We start from the raw sequence: 2,731 nt of genomic DNA, 5'->3' as shown, positions 1-2,731 counted from the left end.
GTGTATGATTAGTTGCGTGGTTTAAGCACTAAAGTTAGCAAATAAAAACCGAATAGAAAGTCCGTGAGTACTTTCGTAAGTAGGCTATAACCAGCAATTAATTATACACGGTGTTACCTACCGTTTTTTATTTCAATTTTATTTTCTTCTACCAAGGCTAAAATCATCAATCCTGCTGATTCGGCTTGATTTATTCCCCATCTTATGAGGTTGTTATAATAACCGTCAGAGCTTTTGCTAAAAGCAACCATTCTCCCTCTACATTTACATATTGACATATAAGGTTCACTACTAACTTCTGTTCGTTGAAAAGTTACATTCGCAAAATCATAAGTTCCTTGTTCTGGTTTTCCTAATTTGACGTATCCAGTAGAATGAGCTATATAAGTATTTTCATCCACTTCAATATGTTCTGGTATGTACTTTACTATTTCTTCAAATGTATATGCATTGCATATAAAATTACTTTTGTTTTTAGGATTAATCATCTTGATTTCAAAAGAATCTCCTTTTTTGTAATAGCCGAATATGCTTTTCTCTGTTAGTCCTATATTATGAATTTTTAAAGCAGATTCAATTGGTAAAACTATCGATGACAAATTTGGTTCTAATTCAGTAATTGATGTGTCTTCAGTTCCTTTAGTTAAATTAAAAATCATTTGACCGTCTTTATGGTCGACACCTTCTATATGTGCAAAAATTGGCTGTTGTTTTGCAACAGAACCTGTTCCTTTTGTTACAGCTGTTGCAAGTTCAGACGCTGAAAAAGTGTTATCTGTATTTTGTTTCAGAAATTCATTTAATATAATCGAAAAAGGACTTCCACAACCTGGATTTCCATCAGATACTTTTTCATTTCTTCCAGAAGCTAAAACCCATCTCGATTTACTTTCGTTAAGTTTTGAATAATGAAATCCGACACTTGCTCTTGTTTGTGAGAGTAAACTTCCCGAAAAGCAAGAATCAATGATTAGTAGAATATGTTTTGCATCAATTCCTAATATTGTGTCTATAATAGTTGAATTTGGAATAAAATCACTTATTGAATTTTCTGCATTTTGAGGAATCCAAAATCCCTTTTCAGTTTTAGGATGAAGTGAACCGTGTCCAGCAAAATGAATAATTAAGTTATCATTTTCCTTTGTTAAAACAGATAACTGATTTAAGTTTTCAATTATTGATTTTCTTGTCGCTTCTTCATTTATTAAAGAGTCGAGTATTAGTTCAAAATTATATTTTGTCGTTAGAATTTCTTCTAATTTTTTTGCATCACTTACAGCATTATTCAAAGGCGGAAAAGCTGGGTCAGTATAATTGTCAATTGCTATATTAAGAAGATAGTTCTTTTGCACTTCAGTTTTTTTCAAATGGTAGGTAACGGTTATGTATAAGAATAGTTGCGGGTTTGTATGCGAGGATTTTCCGAAGGAAAATCAGACGTTACAAACACGCAACGACCTTTGTTTTAGCACTAAACCGCAATTATTTTTATACGGTGTTAGCACAAGTTTTTTAATCTTTTTTCAATTTTTTCAAATAATCCGTAATAAGAATCCTTTTGTCCTTTTTCTTTAATGACGATTTTATTTATAATCGGTTTATTTAGATAATAAATCATTCCGTTTTCCCAAGAATTCCAGACTCTTTTCGGAATTCGGTCTTTTGTTTTCCATAAATATTCCTCCGCACAGAAATTCAAATAATCAACTATTAATTTTTCATTTTCAGAAGAAAGTTTATATTCTTCATTTTTCTCAGATTCCTCTACTATTTCGTCTAGTTTGTCATTAAATTTTGAGTCGTATTTTGAATTAAACTCCGTAAATAATTGTTTAAAAATTTTATCGTTTTCAGTTTTATATTGTCTAATTCCGAGAGATAAAGAGATTCCGGTTGCTATTACTGCACCCAATATTTCAATTCGTTCATTAGTCAAAAAGTATAATCCGATTCCAATTAACATTGAAATCAGGTTTATTAATATTATGTCGGTATATTTTTTCAAATTTGTGCTAACGTGTTTATATATGGTTTGTTGCGTGAATTAAGCAACTAATTTAGTAAATATTTACTGACAAAGAAAATCCGCGAGGATTTTCGTAAGTAGGCAAGAAGCCAGCAATAAATTATATATGTTGTTGTAGGTAGGCTTTTATAATTCATTCTTATTTTTTTTGGCATATTTTCGATATAAATTCCTTATTGAACCATCTGGATAATTAGAAAATTCAGAATCTAATTCACTCATTATTCTTTCGGATTCTTCGTTTGAACTTTCAAAAAACCAACTACCATTTTCAGGAAGCAATTCAACCGCTTTTTTTATTATTTCAGATGATTTAGTCGCTCCAATTTCATTTAACGATTTAATAACTTTTTCATTCTGTTCAGGAAACCATTCTTGTAAAAAAGTCAAAATACTATCTGCTTGACCTGCATTTTCCAAATTCATACATAAAAATAGATTCAGTTCAATTTCATTTAGTGAATTCGGTTTTTTTTCGTTTCTTTTTTGAAGGATTTCAAATAATGCAATTGAAAAGTCAGAATTGTCTTTTAAAGAAAAAAGACTTTCCATATCTTCATTTTCAACAATTTTATCTCGTATAATTAATTCGTTTTTTATTTCCTCTGTCATCCAAGAAAGTCCAGAATAAGAATCTTTTTTCATAGTTCGAATTTCATTTATTTATCTCGATTTTTAGCTTACCTACAACGGTCACGGTCTATG

General features: G+C 30.1%; 3 protein-coding genes. All 3 read right to left on the bottom strand.

Features of this window, described 5'->3' with window-relative positions:
• Positions 1 to 113: 113 nt before the first annotated feature.
• The 3 genes from TD29_RS17585 to TD29_RS17575 all read right to left on the bottom strand — a co-directional run bounded on the left by TD29_RS17585 (position 114) and on the right by TD29_RS17575 (position 2,671).
• Complete coding sequence (locus TD29_RS17585; RefSeq protein WP_161792636.1) at positions 114 to 1,352, bottom strand: caspase family protein; 1,239 nt, start codon at positions 1,350 to 1,352, stop codon at positions 114 to 116.
• Positions 1,353 to 1,498: 146 nt separating this feature from the next.
• Positions 1,499 to 1,963, bottom strand: coding sequence for a hypothetical protein (locus TD29_RS17580; protein WP_040282878.1), 465 nt, complete (start codon positions 1,961 to 1,963; stop codon positions 1,499 to 1,501).
• Positions 1,964 to 2,152: 189 nt separating this feature from the next.
• A complete protein-coding gene (locus tag TD29_RS17575) occupies positions 2,153 to 2,671 on the bottom strand; it encodes a DMP19 family protein (protein ID WP_040282876.1) in 519 nt (172 codons plus the stop codon).
• Positions 2,672 to 2,731: the final 60 nt, after the last annotated feature.

The organism is Psychroserpens damuponensis (genome assembly GCF_000826655.1).
Lineage (GTDB): Bacteria > Bacteroidota > Bacteroidia > Flavobacteriales > Flavobacteriaceae > Psychroserpens > Psychroserpens damuponensis.
Note: the sequence above shows the minus strand (reverse complement) of the source record. Positions and strands in the feature narration are given on the sequence as shown.

What these genes read in the sequence shown, in the direction of transcription:
- TD29_RS17580 (WP_040282878.1), bottom strand. Translation starts at nt 1,963, where the DNA reads ATGTTAATTGGAATCGGATTATACTTTTTGACTAATGAACGAATTGAA.
- TD29_RS17575 (WP_040282876.1), bottom strand. Translation starts at nt 2,671, where the DNA reads ATGAAAAAAGATTCTTATTCTGGACTTTCTTGGATGACAGAGGAAATA.